We start from the raw sequence: 19,018 nt of genomic DNA on the forward strand, positions 1-19,018 counted from the left end.
TGCTCCTGTCGAAGGCGGGCGAGGACATTCAGGCGGGCTGGGAGATGCCGGGGACGGCCGACGTGCCGGGTTCATGGCCCGATTTTGTCGGCCGCTGCGGGGCCAGCCCGGCCAGCCACTCGTCATCAGAGCCCTCGCTCACGCCCTCCAACAAGAAGGTGGAGAGGTAACGCTCGCCCGTGTCCGGCAGCATCGCCAGCAGCACCGTGCCTTCCGGTGCTTCGCGAGCCACTTCCAGCGCAGTGGCCACGGTGGCGCCCGCAGAGATGCCCACGAAGATGCCCTCTTCGGCGGCCAGCCGGCGGGAGGTGTCACGCCCCAGCACCTCGTCCACGGGCCGCAGCTCATCGATGACGCTCGGGTCCAGCACGCTGGGCACGAAGTTGGGCGCCCAGCCCTGAATCTGGTGAACGTTCCATGGCTGCCCCGCCAGCACCGCCGCGTTGGCAGGCTCCGCCGCCACCACCCGCACCCGTGGCCGCGCCAGCTTGAGCATCTGGCCCACGCCGGTGAGCGTGCCGGTCGTGCCAAAGCCGGTGACGAAGTAGTCCAGGCGCTTGCCCGCGAAGTCACTGAGGATCTCGGTGGCAGTGGTCTCACGGTGATAGGCCGGGTTCGCGGGATTGTCGAACTGCCGGGCGCGGAACCAGCCATGCTGATCGGCCAGCTCGTCGGCGAGCTGGTTGCCGCCACTGCTGCCCAATGCGGCCGGGAACAGCAGCACCTTGCCACCATAGGCCCGGATGAGCTTGCGGCGTTCAATGGAATACGAGTCCGACATCACGGCCACGAACTTGTAGCCACGCGCCGCAGCGACCATGGCCAACGCAATGCCCACGTTGCCCGACGTGCACTCGCAGATCGTGTCCCCCGGTTGAAGCAGGCCCTTGGACTCGGCGTCCAGCACGACGGAGAGCGCCAGCCGGTCCTTGACGGAGCCACCGGGGTTGAAGGATTCGACCTTCACGTACAGGCTCACATGTGGCGGCGCCACACGATGCAGCTTGACGATGGGGGTGCGGCCGATGGTGTCGAGGATGCTGTTGTAGAGCGGCATGGTGAGGTCCCTGTGGTGGATGAATGGAAGAAGGTCGATGGGGTCGGTAGTGGTGATGGATATGGGCCGTGAGCGCTTGGGCGATGGCCGTGGGGCGAAGGCTGCGGGGAGAAGGCTGCGGGGAGAAGGCGGCGGGGAGAAGGCGGCGAGTCCAGGTGGCGTGTCCAGATTGCAGCGCTAGGCGGCGAGTTGGTTGAACAACGGCGACACGATGTCGAGGATCACCGCCAGCGCCTGGGCATTGACCGCCTCATCCTCGGACGCGTTGAACTCCGCCAATTCGAGGCCTCGGATCTGACCGGCCGGGATCGACTCGAACAAGGCGCGGATCTGGCTCGGCAGCAGCCCGTGGGGAACGGTGTAATCGGCAGGCAGATGGCCAGGCTCCAGCACGTCCCAGTCGATGTGCACCCAGACCGGCGCGTCACCAATGGCCGCCAACACCGCCTCGGGTGTGGTGCGGGCCGGCGGGATGATGCGCACGCCCGCAGCAGCCAGCAGATCACGCTCCGCACCATCGATGTCCCTCGCGCCCACCAGCACCACCTGCTGCGGCCGCAGGCCCGCGCCGTGGCCGCTGTCCCAGAGGCCGCAGACCCCCGCCAGAACCATGCCGCCCAGGTAGCCTGAGCCGGTGGTCTCCGGCGTGTTGAAGTCGCCATGCGCGTCGATCCACAGCACCACGGCGTCCGGATGTTCACGCGCCACCACCGGCAGGCTCGCCAGGCTCGCAGAGCAGGTGTTGGACAGCAGCACGGTCAGGGGCCCGAGATGGAGGCTGTGCTCGATGGCGCCACGCAGTGCGTCCAGCGTGGGCTTGGCTTGCGGCAGGCTCACCCGCCAGTCGTCATGCGCATGGGGTGACGGCGTGCCCACCGTGCGGGTGTTCACGCCGTAACGTTGGCTCAGGGCCTGCGCCGTGCGCGCAGCACCCTCGATCATTCGCGGTGCACGGTCGGCCACGCGGCCCTGGGAAACGATGAGTTCAATCATGAGTGGAAGGTCCTGGTGAAAGGGCGATGAGAGAAGACTTCGGTGGCCATGGCCATCCGAGGCCACAACGGCAGCCGGTTGGCGGCGCCAGCGCGTCATCCATCACTGGTGGTGGAAGCGGCTCGTGCCATGCGAACAAGGAAGGGGCATTGGTCGAAGCGCTCACGGTTGTCGTCGAGCAGGCCGTATTGCCACCACTCGCTGCCGCCGGTGCCGAAGAACCCGAGCTGCGGCGCATGCGCTTGGCCGTCATAGCGCTCGACGCGTTGCCGGATTTGCGCGCGCACCTTGCGCCCGCTCGGCGTGTCACCCGCAAAGGCGTCAAAGCGCTCACGTGGGTTGATGACCAGGATGAAGTGATCGCCCAGGTTCCTGCTTCTGCGCCCCTGGTGGGCCGGGTTGCTCATGTTGCAGAACAGGGGCATACCGTTGAAGCACATGGACCAGTCGGCCGCGTCGGGGTCTTGGCCCACGTCGTCTGGCCACGGCGCCGGATCGATGTCGTGCAGGGTCTGCAGCACTTGCCAGCCAAAGGCGTGATACGCCGCAACGGAATCGGCCCGAATGACAGATTGGGAAAAGGCCACCACCAGCGGATATGCCGTGTCCAGGGTTCCATCCCATTGACGAGACAACTCGACATATTGCTTCAGCCCGTCCGCCAGGTGGTGAATACCCTGTGGATCAAAGGTTTCAACGAAAACAAATCGAAGCAACTTCTTCTTGAAGGCATTCTTCGAGAAGACGCACGGAAATACTGAGTCCCCCGCCAGCCTGGATTCCAGATCCCGCAATATATGAAAGCACCATTGCGGGGCTTCACCGCATATTTCACCTTGCGCCACGAGCGCTGAAGAAAACCTGTACATCTGTGCCATTTCCAGAAGACGGCCACGGCGTGGCCACACCCGGCACCAGCGGGGCCGGAGGACGGGAATGCGAAGGAAGATGCAAAAGTCGGGGCCCGTGAGCGGAAAGCCATACCCCTGAATTCAGGCACCAATATGTTCTGGTTTCACGAACTCGTTCCGCATCGCAATCCGACATTGCAATGACTGCAGGATAACCAGCCCGAGATAACTACAGAAGGTACAGTTGAGACGAATTAATCCCCTCCGTTCCCACTCTTTGCAGAAACAGTTCTATCGATATTCAAAAAGCCCCCGACATTTAAAACCGTGCATTCAGCTGAAATAAATAAGGCTGACAAATACATATTCGAGGGACCGCCATGGGGGCGTGGCAAAGCGCAGCCGTCGGAGCGCTGATCGGCAGGTGGAGCAGGCAAGGGAACGTTGATCTCGAGGCTTGCGGGGGGCTCAGCCATGCGCGGCAAGGGGGCGCCTCCGAGGTGAGCGTGAGCGTGAGCGTGGGCGTAGGTGTGGGCTTGCGCACGCCGATCGGCCACTGCGCATCCGGCAACGCGTGCGTGGCGCAAGGCGCGCGGCAAGGCGAAGACCGGAGATGAGCGACGCCAGACCGGCGCGGCCTGGAAGGCTGGCGCAAGTCTGGATCAGTGAATTGGAAGTTGCGCGACTACCACCGGGCGGTGGCGTCTCATCAAGTTAGGCGTTGACGAATCGCAGCCTGAGGATCAGAAACGTGGGTAAACCCTGACGTCATTGATCGATGGCAAAGCAACGTGACCATCACCGGCGCAGGCTATGAACCATGCCAACGCGGCAATCACGCCGCCGAGGCGACTCAAGGAGAAGTTCATGATCGCCCTGTCCTTGTTCTCACGCCTGTGTGCAGCTCTGCGGAACGTCGGTCCCGCCTTGCGCAGCGGCTATGGCCGCAGCTCCTTGTCCGCCTCTTCGGCGCTGTGGCGAGTGATGGCCGGCGGCAGCGCCGGGGTGTGACCGGGGCGCGAAAGACACTGCCCCGCCAGGCCCCATTTGCATCCAGGGTGCCTCTGCTTCACTCCTCGCGGCCGAGGTGACCCCGCTTCGGGCGGTCCGCGGCGTTGCAAATCCTCGCCATAGCGCCGCTATGGCTGAGGTTTGCGCCTTGCGCCCCTTCCCGCATCAGGGCCTCCTCGGCTCGCGGGAGTCAGGCAGAGGTTCCCTAGCGTTGATGCGTGGCGCGTTCCTGGTCCTTGCGGCCTGCCGTGGCCCACAGCACCAGCGAGAACACGGCGCCCACCACACTGGAGATGCCGAAGAACCACATCATCGCGTCGTAGCCGCCCGGGTTCTGGGCGCCGGCACCGGCGCGGTCATTCAGCCAGCCTGCCACGAGGTTGGCGCCGCCAATGCCGGCGTTTTGCACCACCCACATCAGGCCGATGGCGCTACCGAAGCGTGCCGGAGAGACCACCTTGCTGGCCAGCGGCCACATCACCGCCGGCACGAGCGAGAAGCTGACGCCGATCAGCGCCGTGGAGACCCACAGGCTGGAGGTGGTCAGCGCCATCACGGCCAGCGAAATCGGCAGCAGCACCGCACCGAAGGCGAGGAACGGGGCATAACGGCCCACACGGTCACACAGCCAGCCGAAGGCCGGCGTGGCAAACACCGCCGCGAGGAACACATAGCTGTTCATCTCGCCGGCAGATGCCAGGCCCAGCCCATGCACATGCTGGAAGTACTTGATCGAGAAGGTGCTGCGGAAGGCCAGGATCACCGAGTACCAAAGCACACACAGGATAAGCAGGTACCAGTAGGCCTTGCCGAAGTGAAGCATGTCTCGCAGCACAAAGGGTTGGGCCTGCGGCGTCACGGCATGCTTGACGGACGCAGCCGTGCGGCGGTCCAGCCACCAGTACAGCACGGAGGCGCCGAAGGAGACCGCCGCCATGGCCGCCGCAATCAGCAGCGGTGGTTGCCAGCCCTGCGCATAGGCGTGGGCGAACCAGGTGGGCGACATGTCGGTGGAATACGAGCCCAAACGGCCGAGCGACAGGGCCAGGCCCATGGTGAAGGCCACATGGCCACCCGCGAAATATTGCGCCAGCACCGCCAGTGTGGCGATGCTGAAGGTCTCGGCGCCAATACCAAAGAGCAGCCGCCCGGCGGCCATGCCTTCGAAGCTGGGGCTCAGCGCCGTCAACACCGCGCCGGCCAGACAGATGGCGGCTGTGCCCAGGGTCACACGCGCCGCGCCCCAGCGGTCCACCAGCACACCACCGAGCAGGATCAGCACCACGTTGGGCAGGTTGTAGATCGCGTTGAGCAGGCCCACCTGCGTGTCACTGAAGCCGCGCTGGCTTTGCAGCGCATCGGCCACCGGGCCGATCGAGTCATAGACGTAGTAGTTGCCGTATAGCGCAACGGCCACCAGGCCGCAGATCAACCACGCCGTCGTGCGGCTCGGAAGCTTGTCGTTCATTCGGGGTTCAATCGGGAAGGACCGCCAGCGGTCGGAAGTGGCGGATTCTCCCGCATTCGCGCGAGCGCGATAACAACGCCGCGCTAGGGTGCGGGTGGCGTCAGTCGGCCACCTTCACGCGCTTGCGCGCCACCGGTGGTCGCGCCGCAGCCGGCTTTTCTGCCGCCGTCCTTGTCCGAGCTTTGACTTCCTGCGCAGCAGGAATTCCGCTCCGCTGAAGGTCACTTTCGCCAAATCGTTGGGCGGCCTCTGCCAGGATGCGGGCCGTACGCTTCGTGAAAGAGGAGCTCTCGATCTGACGCACGATATCCTGGGCCATCTGCAGCAGTGCCAAGGTGGGCATGGCCACCGAGACAACCGGGACGGGAAATTCTGCGTCGCTTTCGATAACGCCCAAAGTGAGGCGGGAGACAAATGGACCCAGCGCAAGTTCGGCTGGTTGGTCCGCATAGAGCACAGGAGGCGGAGGCTCTCGCTTCGTGGTCATGGGCACTCCAGTACTTCTTGATCGAACGGGGCCGCGAACAGATCGTCCGGGGACAGCTTCTCGCTCTCTGCAGCAAGCACAGAAAATGGAACGAGCTTGAGTAACAAAGCGCAGTCAAATGCACTCGCTACCTGCTTCAAGCTCTCGAGACTGTGCGAGCCGTAGTCGGGATCCTCAAGCCGAGAGATCGCCGACTGCTGCGTACCGAGCTTTGACGCGAGCTGCTTTTGAGATAAGCCACGGCGCTCTCGATTGATTTTGATCTGCCAGGCGATCCCCTGATCAACCGCGGCTTCCATGTACGCATCGCGGTAATCCTTTTCTCTCCATTCCGGGCGCCCAACGAGCGCGCAAGAAGCTGCGGCTTCTTCAGTGCTGGCTGACTCCAGCGGGTGCATACGCGCAAATTTCACAGCGATTGCCGTATGGCCGCGTTCGGTTCTGAAAGTCGTTCGAGCAGAGGGCTCGGTAACTTTGCGCCAACTCTTGATAGTTGGGAGGGACATATTTGTCATCTTTTTCGTGACCGACGAAGGTCATGACGAAGGCAGCGTGCGCATCGTGAAAGTGCCCGAAGAGCCGGAGCTGCATGCCGGTCTGGTCGGTGAAGCGTATCACATATGTGTGATTTCCAATATGACTCGCTGGCGCGGGCTTATGCCAGTGCATCTTGGGCATCTGCCTCAGTTGATCCAGTGCGCGATCCATCTTGGCCCGAACCCTCACCTGGACCGAACTCCGCCAGTCCGATATGACCCCACGCTGCTCGTCATTTCGCTCGTGATAGTTCCATCGGACATGCCGCGTTGGATCGACTGAGGGAGCTTCGACAGACGGGGGTCTGGGTGTCAGTTTCCTTGAGACCATCGGACGCTTCCTCGTTTCACATGACGCCAGGCCGCGGTTCAGCCTGGACGTACCAAGTGCAGGCCATGCGCGCTCCTGGGGCGCTCATTTTCGACAGACTGGCAGCAGGCAGTCAGGCGTCAGATCAAAGAATGGCTCGGTCGTTTGGCCGCGGAGTTACGACGAACAATGCGGCCGGCACCGTCGGGCCGGAGCGCGGGTGTTCGCCTCATGTCCGCCTCATGCCCGCCAGATGTCAACCTCATGCCTGCCTCATGCCGACCCGGAACGCCATCCATCCACATCGTTGCAGCGGCTGTTTCCGCCAACTTCTGCACAGCAGCCCCATCGATGCGGGGGGCGCCTCGCCACGGTGTTGTACGGGGCAGACCAAGTTGCAGTTGGAGACCATGCGAGGCTTTTTTGACGTACGCATACGGCTATCCTGGGGTCATGAAGTCCAACTCCTTCGTCATGAAGCACATGCCTGCTCGCGCCGCTTTCCCCATCCGTGCCGCCCTGGGTACCCTGCTGCTGGCCGCCGCCAGCCAGACCTCGTTCGCCGCCTGCCGCGTCCAGACCTTGCCCGAAGGTTGGATAGCAGATGCCACGCGCTGGGAAGGCGCGTGCGTGGGTGACCAGGCCGACGGCCTGGGCCTGCTGAAGGAACTGCAGGGCACGACAGTCAAGCGCACGTTCCTCGGCCGGGCCTCCGGTGGGGAACTGCTGCTGGGCGTGGTGGACACCCCCGACCAGGGCTACATCGCTGGCCACTTTCAGAAGGGCAAGCTGCTCCCCACGGAAGAGCGTTGGCCCGCCATCAGCGCCTTCGAGGAAGCCGCCAAGGCCGCCAACGAAGCGGCAGACCGTTTTGATGCGGAAGGCAACAAGGCCTCGGCCAAGTTCTACCGCGACAAGGCGCAGGTGCTGCGCCAGCAAATGGACTGACGCTAACCCGTCTCCCGGGCGCAGGCCCGGGACGCCCTTCCAAGGCGCCCTTCCAACACGCCCTTCCAACACGCCCTAGACGCCTGTTCAGGGCGCTGTTTCAGGGCACTGTTTCCCAGGGCGCTCCTGCAAGGCGGGTTTCTCGCGCACTTATCGGCGCGGGCCCAGCCCGCCCTTCACCAGCTGCACTTCAAACAGCTTGGGCCACAGCTTGCCTGTCACGAACAGGCGCTTGGTCTTGGCGTCATAGGCGATGCCGTTGGGCACGTCTTCCCCTTGCGCCTGCGGGTTACGCTCCGGCATCAGCCCGGTCAGGTCGATCCAGCCGGTGACCTTGCCGCTGGCCGGGTCGATGCGGGCAATGCGGTCGGTCTGCCAGATGTTGGCCAGCACCTCGCCGTCCACCCATTCCAGTTCGTTGAGCTTCTCCACCGGCTTGCCACCAGCCGTCACGCGCACGCGGCGGGTTTCCTTGAAGGACACCGGGTCGATGAAGCGCAGCTCCGGCGTGCCGTCGCTCATGATGAGCTCGCGGCCATTCTGCGTGATGCCCCAGCCCTCGCCGCTGTAGCTGAACTTGCGCCACATCTTGAAGGTGCCGCCGTCCAGCACATACCCAATGCCATCGGTCCAGGTCAAGCCGATGATGCGGTCGCCCCAGTGGGTGATACCTTCACCAAAGATCTCGGACGGCAAGCTGGTGTCCAGCACCACCTCACCGGTCTCCAGATTCACCTTGCGGACGGTGGAGTGCCCCTTCAGCCCGGTGCTTTCAAAGAGGAACCCATCCTTGAAGAACAGCCCCTCCGTGAAGGCGCCCCGGTCATGCGGATAGGCCTTCACCACCTTCACGGTGTAGACGGGAATGCCGGCATCAGCCGCCGGCGCCTGCAGGTGCAGCGACAGCGCAGAGAGCGCCAGCAAGCACTTGCCCGTCCAGGACACGAAGGGGCGGCGAGCCACGAGGGCAGAAGATGTGCGCATGAAAGATTCCGGAAGGTGGCGCCTGGCCAGGGGCGGCAACGCCATGCACCGCTCCAATGAACACAGGCCCGGAATCTACACGATTCCAGGCCTGGCTCTGGTCGAGAAGCGGCCGCGCCTGCGCCTGATCACAGGGCTGGTGCGCGCCCGTTCACACCGGCAATGACTGTGCGGCCCTGAAGGCCGGCGCGCTGCCCTGTGTGATCGGCTCCGGCCGTTCCACCGCCACCACCTGCCCATCCTCCATGCGCACGATGCGATCGGCCAGCGGGAAGTAACGGTCGTCGTGGGAGATCACCAACACGCATTTGCCACGGGCCCGCAGTTCGGGCAGCAGCTCACGATAGAAGACCTCCTTGAACACCGGATCCTGGTCGGCCGCCCATTCATCAAAGACCAGGAAGGGCCGGTCCTCCAGATAGGTCACCACCAGCGCCAGCCGCTTGCGCTGGCCCTGCGAAAGCTGACGGGTGGTGAAGGCACCGTCCTTCACCTGCACCTTGCTGTCCAGCAACAGTTTTTCCAGCAGGCGGTTGCCGCGTTCGTCCAGGTCGGAAGCGCCGCCGTCCAGCAACTGCTCGAAGAGATGGAAGTCGGAGAAGATGGCGCTGAAGCACTGGCGGTAGGCATCGCGGTTGGTGTCGTTCACCACCTCGCCGTCCAGCAGCACGGTGCCGCCATCAGGCCGGTACAAACCCACCAGCAGCTTGGCCAGCGTGGTCTTGCCGCTGCCGTTTCCGCCCACCAGGAAGGTGATCTGTCCGGGCACGAATTCCAGATGGACCGGACCCAGGGCAAACATCTCGTTGGCGCCTTCGTGGAAATATCGGTGGCCCACCCCGGAGAGTTCGACGCGGTCAAAACGATGGACCGGCGCCACCGGCGATTCGGACTCGATGCGCTCGAGCTGCTGGGTGATCTCGTCGATGCGCGCGCCGGAAACACGCGCCAGATTGGCCTTGGGCAGGCACATCAGCAGCGTCTCCAGGGGCGCCACCATGAACACGAACACGAGCGCAAAACCGGTCATGACGCGGGTGCGGTCCGGTACGTCCCCCACGAGCAGGAACAGCACCAGGCCGATGAAGCCGTAGACCAGGAAGTTGCCCCAGGAGGCTGACAGCACAAACACCGACATGCCGAAGGCGCGCTCCCGCCGCACGGTCTCGATGGAACGGCCCAGCACCAGGTCGGCAAAACGACCGCGCTTGGCCGCGTTGAGGCGCAATTCCTTCGCCCCCTCCACCAGGGAGCGGAAGTGATCAAACAGCCGGTCCTGCTCCTTGGCAGCGACATCCAGGTGGCGGATGGCCTTCAGGTGGGCCAGGTGGTAACCCACCGACCCCAGCCCGATCACCACCACGGCGGCGGCAAAGACGGTCCAGGACAGCCAGGCCATGTAGACCATGCAGCCCAGCACGATGATGGCGTTCACCAGGATGGTGGGGAAGCTGACAAAGAACTCCGCCACCCGCGCGCTGTGTTCGGAAAGTGCGGATAACACGCGGGGCCCGCCCAACTCCTCCATCTTGCGGAAATCCGCCGCCAAAGCACGGGCCGAGATGAACTGGCGCAATTCGGCATGCGCTCGCTGACTCAGCCGCTCGAACAGCACGGAGGCCAGCATCTGGCTGAGCATGGCGCCCAGGGCCACGGCTGCAAAACGCCAGGCCAGCACGGCCAGCGCGGTGGCGCCGTCATGGGTCAGGGCCATGTTGATCTGCGCCACCAGCAGCACGCTGCAGACACCGGCCACCACGCTGGCCAGGCCAGCGGCCCAGAGCAGGTAACGGGACTGTTGAATCAGATAAGCCAGCACGGGTCCACCCATCCTCAAAATGCAGACGCCCGCTCAGGGCGCTTGCCGCCGGAGCTTCGTCCGTTGCCGGGGGCTGCGCCTGCGGCGCCCCTACCCCAGCCAGACGAGCCAGCACCAGGATTTGTTCAACGCCCCCGGGCCAACGGGCGCCCGAGGTGCGCAAGGGCCGACGCGACTGAACAAACGCCCCCTGCGCATCGTCTCAGCAGCACAACCGTCACCAGGTTTACCGATCCGCTGATGATTCCGATGCTTGAACCGATCTTCCAGGGCGAGTGGGCGCCGTATGGGGAGACCTTGCAGTGCGCACCCCAATGGCCGGCGTCGGCCTTGCGGCTGGCGGACTGGCTGCGCTCGCCAGAGGCGATGGCGGACACGCTGACCCGTTACGCGCGGCGCTGGGGCGCCGGCCAGCGAGACCCGCGCGCCGTCGCCTCCGCCTGGACGCTGGACTATCTCTGGACCCTGCTGCCGCCAGTGGTGGCCGCAGCCACGGTGCTGCAGCACCGTTTCCCCACGGCAGCGTCCGACATCGCCCTGCTGCTGGACGACCAGGGCAAGCCCCTGAGCTTCCACATCACGGCCGAGGGCGCCACCCTGCCCGGCAGCAGCACCGCTGAGCGTTATCACGCCCTTCTCCATGGGCATCTGCAACCGCTGTTCAGCGCCCTGCACCATCACACCCGCGTGGCGGAGAAGATCTTGTGGAGCAACGCCGCGCGTTATCTGGGAGACATCCTGGAAGAAGCGGAGGAACATCTGCCCGGCCCGCCCCCCCTGCTCCAGCAGGACCGTGAACACCTGCTGGAACGTGGCGGATGGCCGCTGACGCAGTGCAACCCCATGCAGGCCCTGCCCCGCCGTACCGCCCAGGGGGGCCACGGACGGGAGATGCCGCTGCACAGCCACTGCTGTCTCTACTACCTGCTGCCGGAACAGCCGTATTGCGGCGCCTGCCCGTTGGCGCCCCAACACCGCGCCACACTCAGAACGACAGTGCCGAGCGCTTGAGACCCGGGTCCCGGGCAATGTCCTTTTCCAGGAAGGGAAACGGCAACCAGTCCTTGCGCGAATAACGCTGCACCGGCGCCAGGCCTGCGCCATCCACCAGCGCCGATTCGTCCTGGCCCATGGCCAGCAGGGTCCAGGCCTGCACACCGGAGGCGCCGAAAGTCACCACCTGCATGTAGCTGTTGCCGGAGCTGTTGAGACCCATGCGGTCGCTGCCGTCGCTGTTGCAGGCCACGACGAAATAGCCAGCAGCATGGCAGCCGCCGTAGATCGGCAGCCGCTGCCCTCCGCTGGCCACCTCACGGAAGTTGCCCAGCGGCGCATCCAGTGCCTGCCCGCGCCTGGCCAGCGCCTGCACCGCCTCGGCCAGAGCCTGGGCCACACGCGCCGGCGCATCGCCCCCAGGTGCGGCCGGCGTGCGCAGCGGCGCCTCGCTGGAAAACGGCACGCGGTAGAGCCCGGCGGCGGGCACGGCATCCAGGCGGTCCCAGAAGGCATCCCACAGCAGCGCGCCACGGTCCTGCACATCGGCCCGGCCGTTCCAGTGGCGCAACACGTCACAGGCGGCCCTCACATCCACGCGATGCTGCTCGGGTTCGGCTGCCGGTGCGCTCGCCGATTCACTCACCGATGGACCCGCCGTCTGGCTGGCGCCCGGCGCGGACGGCGCCGTCGGCACGCGCCATTCCACCACCGGCTTCACGCAAGCCTGGTCCAGCAGTTCCGTCTTGAACAGCTCGGCGGAATAGGCTCGCGGCGTCAGCGCGGCGCGCCGCAGTTCACGGCTCAGCGCCGCTGCCGAACCCGCCTGGGCCTTCAGCAATTCCGCCGCCATCTGGTGCCCCAGACGCCCCCGCAGCGACAGCGCCTGGCGTTCCCCGCCGAGCACGGTCGGGTAGCCCTCCAGCGGCGCCGCCGCATTGGTCAGCCAGTAGCTGTCATTCATGTTGGCCACATAGTCCTGCCGCAGCAAGGCCGGCATGGCTGCCGCCGGCATCAGGCCGGCCTGGGCCGCATCCGGAGAACGGCGCCAGTCGCAGACCGAGCGGCTGCCATCCAGGAAGGGGGTGGTGGCATCCATGCGGGCGAAGCCGGCGCCCAGCGGCGTGGCGCAAGCGGTGCGCAGATCATCTGCCACATTGGGCACGGCACCGATGTCGGCAAACCAGACCCGCCCATCCCCGCGGCCGATGGCCGCCGTGGTGACCCAGGGCAAGGCCGCTTCACGCTTCTGGATGGCCATGAAATCGTCCAGCGACTTCGCCTGATTCCAGTAGAAGAAGTTGCGGAAGGCCCGGAAGTTCTCTTCATTGGCATCGCGGATGGCCAGCGCCGTGGTGGAGGTCCAGCCAAAGGCGGGGTTGTAGCCGCCCAGGTCCACCAGCGGCCCGAAGCGGCTGCGATAGAGCGTGCGCGTGAAGTGTCGGGTCTCACCGCCTTCGCGCACCTCCACCGTCACTTCACGGGCCTGCAGCGGTTCGGGCTTTCCATCCACCATCACCCGGGTGGGGTCGGCCGGGTCCAGCGCCAGCTGGAACAACCCGAAGCGCCGCGCTGCCGAGACGGTGTGGCTCCAGGCCACCTGGTCATTGAAGCCGATCATGACCAGCGGCACGCCCACAAAGGACACCCCCGCCACATTGAGCTTGCCGGGAATGGTGAGGTGCATCTGGTAGAAGCGGTCGGGCCCGCCCCAGAACCAGTGGGGATTGCCGATCAACACACCCTGGTTTTCGCCGGTCGCCTCGCGGCCGAAGGCCAGCATGTTGCTGCCCAGGGCCGCCTCGTCGCCAATGGGATGGGACAGGTGGGCCTGCAAGCTCGCTTCAGTCTGTGCAAGGTTCTGTGCCGGCGCCAGTGCCAGCGTCTGTGTCAGGCCTTCGATCGACGCCTGCGGCTTCGCCACCCCACCCGCCGGCTTGGCGTTCACGATCTCCTTGATGAAGCGCGTGAGGCCTGCCGCCACCTGGGAGGCATACATGCGGCGATAGACATCGTCCGGGGTGATGTCCCGCACCCATTCGGCGTTGGCGCAGGCGCGGTGGGCCTGGGCCGATTTGTCCTTGCGGAAAGCCGCCAGATAGCGGTTGTAGCCGGCAGCAAAACCTGCCACCAGTGCATTGAGTTCGGCGGGTTGCTCGGCGCGGTAACGGCTGGTGACGGACGCATCCGCGAAGCCACGGAAGAAGAAGTCCATGTCCAGGTTGCGGGCACGGCCGAAGGTGGACTCCCGGGCGGGACGCTCGTCGGCACCAAAGAACCAGGAACGTCGCCCCTCATAGGTCACATAGGCTTCGGCCAGGGTGCACAGCGCGTCCTCGGCCTGCACGTAGCCAATGCCGGCGCCCAGTTCGCGCCAGCCGCGGGCACGCAGATGAGGAATGCCATCCGTGGTGCGGCGAATCTCGACCCCGTGCAGCGGCGGGCCTGACCTGAGCTTCTGCGCACCAGGGGCGGCCTTCAGCGCACGTTCCTGGCCGGCGGCCTGGCCCTGCTCCTCCTGTCCACGTGCCTGCGCCGGCATCTGAATGGCCAGGCCACCCGCCAGCCCGGTCGCCACCATGGCAATCCGAAGCATCCCACCCCATCGCCCGGCCGGCTGTTTACCGACCCATCCGCCGCTTTTTATCGTCATACCGATCCTTGGCTCCACAACGCACCGGGCTGGGGCATGGGCCGCGACCGGCCCCACCAACCACTGCGGACGGCGCTCCGCCCGTGGAGACGCACTGGCCCGCCCTGGTCAGACGATTCAGGCGGCGCGATGTTCAGCATTGAACAAGGACCGATCTGGATCGTCAGGCACTGGATGAGCATCCCGACGCTCTTTCCGACAAGGAGTTGTTATGTCTATCCCGGCGGTTTCCGATCTGGACTGGAGCCTGGCCTCTACCGTCCGCAGTTACCCTGAGGGCGAAGCCTATGAAGCGCTCCGCGACGGCCACACGCTGCTGGTGGGCGCCGCCGCCACCACCGCGCGTCAACGCTGGCAGTTCAACACCGGCCCCCAGGGGCTGGAATTGACTTGGCGTGGCGCGGACACCCCGACGGTCAAGGACGTGCTGGCGGCCCTGGAGGCCACCTTCACCTTCCATCCGTTCTTGCGCGAATGCACGCTTGCTGGCGCCACGCCCTGGCCCGAGGCCCTCTTCCGCCTGGGCGCCCTGCGTCGCGATGAGCGCGGCACACGCGCCAGCCGCGAGATGTTGTGGCAACTGCCGGCGTTGTGGTGCCCCGGCGCCTCCGGCGCCATCCCGCTGCAATATGCCCTCAGCACCCAGGGCCGCCGCCACCCGCTGCGCGCACCCAAGCCGCAAGGGCTGATCTACCAGCGCTACATGCCCTGGCTGGGCAAGACCTTCAGCTTCCGCGCCGTGGATCCGGCCGTGGACCTGGCGCGCATCCACCGCTGGATGAATGAACCCGCCGTGGCCCAGGTCTGGCAAGAGGACGGCGACCTGGACAAGCACCGCCGCTACCTCGCCGAACTGGCCGCGGACCCCCACATCCATTCCATGATCGCCAGCCTGGACGGCGAGCCCTTCGGTTACTTCGAGGTCTACTGGGCCAAGGAAAACCGCGTCGCCCCGTTCTATGACGTGGACGACTACGACCGCGGCTGGCATGTGCTCATCGGTGAGCCGGCCTTCCGGGGCAAGGCCTATGCCACGGCCTGGCTCACCGCCATCTCACACTACCTCTTCCTGGACGATCCACGCACGCAGCGCGCCATCGGCGAACCCCGAGCGGACCATGTGCAGCAGATCCGCAACCTGGACCGCTCCGGCTACGCCAAGGTGAAGGAGTTCGACTTCCCACACAAGCGCGCCATGCTGGTCTCGCTGCTGCGCGAACGTTATTTCACCGACGCCCTGTGGTGGCCGCGCGTGGACGCCCCCGCCAGCCCCAGCGCCCCCCTCACCGCAGCCACACCGGCTCCACTGGAGTGATGAGCATGCAGATCCATGACCTTGTGGGTATCGGCTTCGGCCCGTCCAACATCGCGCTGGCCATTGCCCTGGACGAACAACGCCAACCCGGCCGCCACCTGGACGCCTTGTTCATCGAACGCCAGAACACCTTCGCCTGGCACCCCGGCATGCTGCTGGACCAGACGCACATGCAGATCTCCTTCATCAAGGACCTGGCCACGCTGCGCAACCCCACCAGCCGCTTCAGCTTCCTCAACTACCTGCATGAGAAGCAGCGCCTGGCCGACTTCATCAACCTGAAGACCTTCTACCCCAGCCGCCACGAATTCAATGACTACCTCGCCTGGGCAGCCGCCCAGTTCGATGACTACTGCGCCTACGGCGAGGACGTCTTCGAGGTGCTGCCCGAGTACAGCGGCGAAACGGTCAGCGCGCTGCGCATCCGCTCTCGCGACGCCAACGGCCATGTGCGCGACCGCCTGGCCCGCCACCTGGTGGTGAGCCCTGGCGGCAGCGCCAACATCCCCGAGGTGTTCAAGCCGCTGCATGCAGACCCGCGCGTCTTTCACTCCAGCCGCTATCGCGACGCCATCGACCGTGTACCCCGGGCACGACGCATCGCCGTGCTGGGGGCCGGCCAGAGCGCCGCCGAAATCTTCCTGGACCTGCAGGGCCGCACGCCGGACATGCAGGTGGACCTGATCATGCGGGCCCGCGCCATCAAGCCCTCGGACGACAGCCCGTTTGTCAACGAGATCTTCAACGCCGAGTTCATCAACGATGTCTACGGCGCCAGCGAGGCCGAACGCAGCAGCATGCTGCGCGAGTTCTGGCACACCAACTACGCCTGCCCGGACCTGGAGCTGATCCAGCAGATCTTCAAGGTGCTGTATGAGCAGAAGGTCAGCGGTGGCACGCGGCTGCGGATGAAACGCCGCCACGAGGTGCGGGGCGTGACCGCCGATCACGATGGCATTCACCTGCGGTTGACCGACCTGCACAACGAGCAAGCCACGGCCGAGCGTTATGACGCCGTGGTGCTGGCCACCGGTTATGAACGTGCGCTGCACCGCCAGTTGCTGGCCCCGCTGGCGCCCTGGCTGGGCGACTGCAGCGTGGACCGCAACTACCAGGTGCGCAGCCCGGCCAATTTCCGTCCCGCCATTTTCCTGCAAGGTGCTTGCGAGAACACCCATGGCCTGAGCGACACGCTGCTGTCGGTCACCGCCGTACGCACTGGTGAGATCTGCGACGCACTCATGGAGGCCCAACGCAAACCCTGGCCACAGGCCGCAGCCCCCGCCTACTGAGGGCGGCTACGGGCCGACAACGTCAATGCCAGCCGCCCCGAGGGATCTCCCCCGGGCGGCTGCCTCGCTTTTTTTCAACCACCACAGCTCCATCAAAAACAACCATGAGCTCAACCATGACCGCCTCTCATCGGGATACCGACTTCCGTCTCACGCCGCTCAATCTGGCGCTTCGCGCAGCCCTGGCGGGCGCCGCCGGCCTGCTGCTGGCCCAGGGTGCCTGGGCCCAGACGCAACCTGCCGAGGCTGCCGTGCCGGCCGACGAGGCCAAGCCCACGCTGCCCACGGTGCGGGTGCAGGGCAATCGGGACAAGAGCATCGTGGTGAAGCGCAGCTCGGCTGGCACCAAGACGGACACGGCCTTGATCGAGGTGCCGCAGTCCCTGCACGTGATCACGGCCAAGGAAATCGAGGACATGGGCATCACCACGCTGACCGAGGCGGTGCGCCAGACCCCGGGCGTGACGGTCAACCCCTATGGCTCGGACTCCCGCGCACCGGACTGGGTGATCCTGCGGGGTTTTGACGGCTGGTACACCAGCAGCTACCGCGACGGCCTCATCCAGACCGTGGGGCTCACCTTCCTGGGTGTGCAGACCGAGCTGTATGGCCTGGAGCGACTGGAGATCCTGCTGGGCCCCTCGTCCGTGCTGTTCGGCAAGGGCGATGTGGGCGGCGTGGTGAACCGCGTCAGCAAGGTCCCCGACGCCGGCATGGTGTCGGAGGTCGAGGTGCAGGTGGGCAGCTACGACCGCAAGCAGGTGGCTGCCGACGTGGGCGGCGCGCTCACGGAAGACGGCCGACTGCGCTGGCGTCTGGTAGGCCTGAAGCTGGACACCGGCACGCAGGAGAAATATCCGGATGGCGAGCGCATGAAGCGCGAGCGTGACTACCTCGCCCCCTCGCTGCGCTGGGACCTCACGCCGCAAAGCTCGCTGATCCTGCAATACGAACACCTGCAGGACGATGCTTCCGATGACGTGCAATACGTGACCGGCGCAGACGGCAATCCCACCTCCGTCAAGGAGGGTGACCCGAGCTACAGCCGCATCAAGACCGGCTCCGATGCCGGGGGCTACCAGTTCGAGCACCACTTCGACGGGGACTGGCGTCTCAGCCACAAACTGCGTTATGCCCGCCGCACCATGGACAAGCACCACATCCTGTCCTTCCTGGACGATGACGGCACGACGCTGGAGCGCCAGGCCCGGCACGACGTGGAGTCGGTGAAGGAAACCACGGTGGACACCTCGGTGCAGGGCTCCGCCACCACCGGCCCGCTGACCCATGGCCTGCTCTTCGGTGTGGACTGGGACCGCAGCCGCGCCAAGTGGCAGCGTTGGGCGGACATGACCACGCCGCTGGACATGAATGATCCGGTCTACGGCGTGACCATCGCGAACCCGACCACGCCGGCGGCCGACACCCTGGTCACCACCACACAGCTGGGCTTCTACGCGCAGGACCAGTTGAAGTGGGACGACCACTGGCGCGTGACCGTGGGCCTGCGCCATGACCGCGTCAAGACCGACAGCGACGACCGCCTGTATGAGGCACAGGCCTCGCAGAAGGACAGCGCCACCACCGGCCGTGTCGGCCTGAACTACCTGGTGGGCAACGGCTGGTCTCCCTACGTCAGCTACGCCGAATCCTTCGTGCCCAACATCGGGGTGGACTTCACGGGCGCGACCTTTGTGCCCAGCGACGGCCGCCAGGTGGAAGTGGGCGTCAAGTACATTCCGCAGGACAAGCCGTTCTCCTTCACCGCCGCCTTCTTCAACCTGAAGAAGACCAACGTGGTGAGTTACGACCCGGTCTCCTTTGACGCCCACCAGATCGGCAACGTGCGCTCGCGTGGCCTGGAACTCTCGGCCAAGGCGGAGCTGACCCGCCAGTGGCGCCTCACGGCCGCCTACACCAGCTTCGACCTCAAGGTGCTCTCCAGCGCCAACCCGGACGAAGTGGGCCACACGCCCATCCTGGTGCCGGAGCAGACCGGCAACCTGTGGCTGGACTACAGCTTTGATGGCGCGGCCACAGGTCTGGGGGTGAGCGGCGGCGTGCGGTATGTGGGCAAGCGCTGGAACAACGAAACCAACACCTCGTCCCAGCCCGCCTACACGCTGGCAGATGCGTCGGTGCGCTACACCACCGGCCCGTGGCGCTTCTCGTTGAGCGTGAGCAACCTGTTCAACAAGCACTACTACTCCGCCGTGGCCTACGGCAGCTACTTCCGGGGTGAGGACCGCGCGGTGTTGTTGAGCGCGAAGTACCACTTCTGATCGCCCAGGCTCGCTGAGA

At 65.5% G+C, this 19,018-nt stretch carries 17 protein-coding genes; 7 read left to right on the forward strand and 10 right to left on the reverse strand.

What is annotated here, in order from left to right; genetic code table 11:
- Positions 1-28: 28 nt before the first annotated feature.
- From cysK to BMY53_RS26515, 4 genes are all read right to left on the reverse strand, one after another.
- On the reverse strand, positions 29-1,057 hold the full coding sequence (gene cysK / locus BMY53_RS19595) for a cysteine synthase A (RefSeq protein ID WP_092948182.1): 1,029 nt from the start codon (positions 1,055-1,057) through the stop codon (positions 29-31).
- A 177-nt stretch (positions 1,058-1,234) separates the two neighbouring features.
- Positions 1,235-2,050, reverse strand: a complete 816-nt coding sequence (locus tag BMY53_RS19600) for an arginase family protein (protein WP_092948183.1) — start codon at positions 2,048-2,050, stop codon at positions 1,235-1,237.
- 95 nt (positions 2,051-2,145) lie between these two features.
- Positions 2,146-2,919: a YqcI/YcgG family protein gene (locus BMY53_RS19605; protein WP_092948184.1), complete on the reverse strand. Its 774-nt coding sequence runs from the start codon at positions 2,917-2,919 to the stop codon at positions 2,146-2,148.
- A 725-nt stretch (positions 2,920-3,644) separates the two neighbouring features.
- Positions 3,645-3,770, reverse strand: coding sequence for a hypothetical protein (locus BMY53_RS26515; RefSeq protein WP_255370293.1), 126 nt, complete (start codon positions 3,768-3,770; stop codon positions 3,645-3,647).
- Between BMY53_RS26515 and BMY53_RS26015 the strand changes: the two genes are divergently transcribed.
- A complete protein-coding gene (locus BMY53_RS26015) occupies positions 3,769-3,912 on the forward strand; it encodes a hypothetical protein (RefSeq protein ID WP_177200968.1) in 144 nt (47 codons plus the stop codon). The genes BMY53_RS26515 and BMY53_RS26015 overlap by 2 nt on opposite strands.
- A gap of 205 nt (positions 3,913-4,117) precedes the next feature.
- Here the strand turns inward: BMY53_RS26015 and BMY53_RS19615 are convergent, their stop codons facing one another.
- The 3 genes from BMY53_RS19615 to BMY53_RS19625 all read right to left on the reverse strand — a co-directional run bounded on the left by BMY53_RS19615 (position 4,118) and on the right by BMY53_RS19625 (position 6,373).
- Positions 4,118-5,380 carry an MFS transporter gene (locus tag BMY53_RS19615; RefSeq protein WP_092948186.1) on the reverse strand — a complete coding sequence of 421 codons (1,263 nt, stop codon included), beginning with the start codon at positions 5,378-5,380 and terminating at the stop codon, positions 4,118-4,120.
- Between the two features lie 100 nt (positions 5,381-5,480).
- On the reverse strand, positions 5,481-5,867 hold the full coding sequence (locus tag BMY53_RS19620; RefSeq protein WP_092948187.1) for a hypothetical protein: 387 nt from the start codon (positions 5,865-5,867) through the stop codon (positions 5,481-5,483).
- Positions 5,864-6,373, reverse strand: a complete 510-nt coding sequence (locus BMY53_RS19625; protein ID WP_177200969.1) for a helix-turn-helix domain-containing protein — start codon at positions 6,371-6,373, stop codon at positions 5,864-5,866. The genes BMY53_RS19620 and BMY53_RS19625 overlap by 4 nt, the downstream gene beginning before the upstream one ends.
- Before the next feature lie 16 nt (positions 6,374-6,389).
- Between BMY53_RS19625 and BMY53_RS25545 the strand changes: the two genes are divergently transcribed.
- The gene (locus BMY53_RS25545) at positions 6,390-6,686 is read left to right on the forward strand and encodes a hypothetical protein (RefSeq protein ID WP_143074158.1); all 297 of its coding nucleotides are present in this window, start codon (positions 6,390-6,392) and stop codon (positions 6,684-6,686) included.
- A gap of 480 nt (positions 6,687-7,166) precedes the next feature.
- Positions 7,167-7,661 (forward strand): hypothetical protein, encoded by a 495-nt coding sequence (locus BMY53_RS19630; protein ID WP_092948189.1) that lies wholly within the window; start codon positions 7,167-7,169, stop codon positions 7,659-7,661.
- Positions 7,662-7,811: 150 nt separating this feature from the next.
- Here the strand turns inward: BMY53_RS19630 and BMY53_RS19635 are convergent, their stop codons facing one another.
- Both BMY53_RS19635 and BMY53_RS19640 read right to left on the reverse strand, forming a co-directional pair.
- Positions 7,812-8,645 carry a glutaminyl-peptide cyclotransferase gene (locus BMY53_RS19635; protein ID WP_092948266.1) on the reverse strand — a complete coding sequence of 278 codons (834 nt, stop codon included), beginning with the start codon at positions 8,643-8,645 and terminating at the stop codon, positions 7,812-7,814.
- A 151-nt stretch (positions 8,646-8,796) separates the two neighbouring features.
- Positions 8,797-10,464 carry a cyclic peptide export ABC transporter gene (locus BMY53_RS19640; protein WP_092948267.1) on the reverse strand — a complete coding sequence of 556 codons (1,668 nt, stop codon included), beginning with the start codon at positions 10,462-10,464 and terminating at the stop codon, positions 8,797-8,799.
- Between the two features lie 240 nt (positions 10,465-10,704).
- Here BMY53_RS19640 and fhuF point away from each other — a divergent pair, with 240 nt between their 5' ends.
- Complete coding sequence (gene fhuF, locus BMY53_RS19645) at positions 10,705-11,475, forward strand: siderophore-iron reductase FhuF (protein ID WP_092948190.1); 771 nt, start codon at positions 10,705-10,707, stop codon at positions 11,473-11,475.
- On the opposite strand, the gene BMY53_RS19650 is transcribed toward fhuF, so the two are convergent.
- A complete protein-coding gene (locus tag BMY53_RS19650) occupies positions 11,450-14,053 on the reverse strand; it encodes a penicillin acylase family protein (protein ID WP_255370294.1) in 2,604 nt (867 codons plus the stop codon). The two genes, fhuF and BMY53_RS19650, sit on opposite strands and share 26 nt — an antisense overlap.
- A 268-nt stretch (positions 14,054-14,321) precedes the next feature.
- On the opposite strand from BMY53_RS19650, the gene BMY53_RS19655 reads away from it, so the two are divergent.
- The 3 genes from BMY53_RS19655 (at position 14,322) to BMY53_RS19665 (ending at position 18,999) form a co-directional block, all read left to right on the forward strand.
- Positions 14,322-15,425 (forward strand): GNAT family N-acetyltransferase, encoded by a 1,104-nt coding sequence (locus BMY53_RS19655; RefSeq protein ID WP_092948191.1) that lies wholly within the window; start codon positions 14,322-14,324, stop codon positions 15,423-15,425.
- A 5-nt stretch (positions 15,426-15,430) separates the two neighbouring features.
- Positions 15,431-16,717 carry a lysine N(6)-hydroxylase/L-ornithine N(5)-oxygenase family protein gene (locus tag BMY53_RS19660; protein WP_092948269.1) on the forward strand — a complete coding sequence of 429 codons (1,287 nt, stop codon included), beginning with the start codon at positions 15,431-15,433 and terminating at the stop codon, positions 16,715-16,717.
- 116 nt (positions 16,718-16,833) lie between these two features.
- The gene (locus BMY53_RS19665) at positions 16,834-18,999 is read left to right on the forward strand and encodes a TonB-dependent siderophore receptor (RefSeq protein WP_177200971.1); all 2,166 of its coding nucleotides are present in this window, start codon (positions 16,834-16,836) and stop codon (positions 18,997-18,999) included.
- The last annotated feature ends 19 nt before the right edge of the window (positions 19,000-19,018 follow it).

Origin of the sequence: Roseateles sp. YR242 (assembly GCF_900109745.1) — a bacterium.
GTDB lineage: Bacteria > Pseudomonadota > Gammaproteobacteria > Burkholderiales > Burkholderiaceae_C > Roseateles.